This is a genomic window from Pseudomonas sp. NFPP25, from assembly GCF_900116505.1.
GTDB classification, from domain to species: Bacteria; Pseudomonadota; Gammaproteobacteria; order Pseudomonadales; family Pseudomonadaceae; genus Aquipseudomonas; species Aquipseudomonas protegens.
Genome location: NZ_FPBG01000020.1, coordinates 1 through 1,404, shown reverse-complemented (window position 1 = coordinate 1,404; position 1,404 = coordinate 1). Strand labels below are relative to the sequence as shown.

Sequence of the window (1,404 nt, the reverse complement as noted above, 5' to 3'; positions counted from 1 at the left end):
GGTGCTCGGGCTGGCTGCAATGCTCGATCAGCGCCTTGAGTTCCCGGGCGTAGTCATCCGCCAGGTGCTCGATGGTGGCGGTATCGAACATCGCCCGGCTGAAGTTCCAGCCCAGGCTCAGCTCACCGCCATAGACCTGGCCATTGAGAGTCAACCAGTTGCCCAGGGGGGCGTGCAGGCTCTGGTCGTCGCCCTTGGCCTCATTGGCCGGGGCAAACCATGCCTGCTGGTCATCGAAACTGCCGTCGAACTGTCCCAGGTAATTGAAGGTGATGCGCGGCACCGCCAGTGCGGCAAGGGCTGCCTGTGCTTGAGCATCCCCCAGGTAGCGCAAGGCACCGAAGCCGATGCCCTTGTTCGGCACCGCCCGCAGCTGTTCCTTGATGAACTTGATCGAGTCGGCCAGGACCGGCTGCGGCGTCAGCTTCACCGGGAACACGCTGGTGAACCAGCCCACGGTGCGACTCAGGTCGATGCTGTCGAACAGCTCTTCTCGGCCGTGGCCTTCCAGCTGCACCAGGGCGCTGCTGTCGCCGGTCCAGCGGGTGATGACCCGGGCCAGGGCGGTAAGCAGCAGATCGTTGATCTGGGTGCGATAGGCTGCCGGCGCATCCTGCAACAGGCGCTGGGTATCACCCTTGCTCAGCCGGGTTTCGACACTGCTCGCGTGCTGGTTCTGCAACCCGTCGTGGCCGTGGTCGCAAGGCAGGTTCGATTCGACACCCTGCAACTGTGCCTGCCAGTAACCCAGCTCCTGCTGCAGCGCCGCGCTGCTGGCATAGGCCTGCAACTGCCCGGCCCAGGCTTGGGTCGAGCTGGACTTGGCCGGCAGTGCCTGGCCGCCCAGCAAGGCTTGCAGATCCTCCAGGAGAATCCGCCAGGACACCCCATCCACCACCAGGTGATGAACGATCAGCAACAGGCGCTGGCTCTGGTCGGCCAGGGTGAACAGCACGGCCCGCAGCAACGGGCCCTCCTGCAGGTTGAGACTGCTCTGGGCCTGCTCGGCAAACTGCTGCAACGCCTGGGCGTCGGCGACATTGGCCTGCCACAGCAGTTGCACCGGCTCCTCGGCATCGGCAAAGGCTGCACGCCACGTGCCCTGATGTTCGGTAAAGCGCAGGCGCAAGGCATCGTGCTGCACCGTCAGGGCCTGCAATGCGCTTTCCAGGGGCTGGGCTTGCAGCGCCTGTAGCGGCTTGAGCAGCACCGACTGGTTCCAGTGGTGACGCTCCGGCACCGGGGTGTCGAAGAACCATTGCTGGATCGGCAGCAGCGCCATCTGCCCACGCACCGGGCCCTGGTCGATCTGCAAACCGCCCTCGCCCTGCTCCGCCACCGTGGCCAGCCCCTGCACCGTCTGGTGCTGGAACAGGTCCTTGGGGGTGAAGCGGATACCGGCCT

General features: G+C 65.5%; 1 protein-coding gene. It reads right to left on the bottom strand.

Annotated features, from left to right (window positions below; translation table 11 throughout):
• The coding region (locus tag BM382_RS31390; RefSeq protein ID WP_239690448.1) for a condensation domain-containing protein at positions 1-1,404 on the bottom strand (1,404 nt) is incomplete at both ends.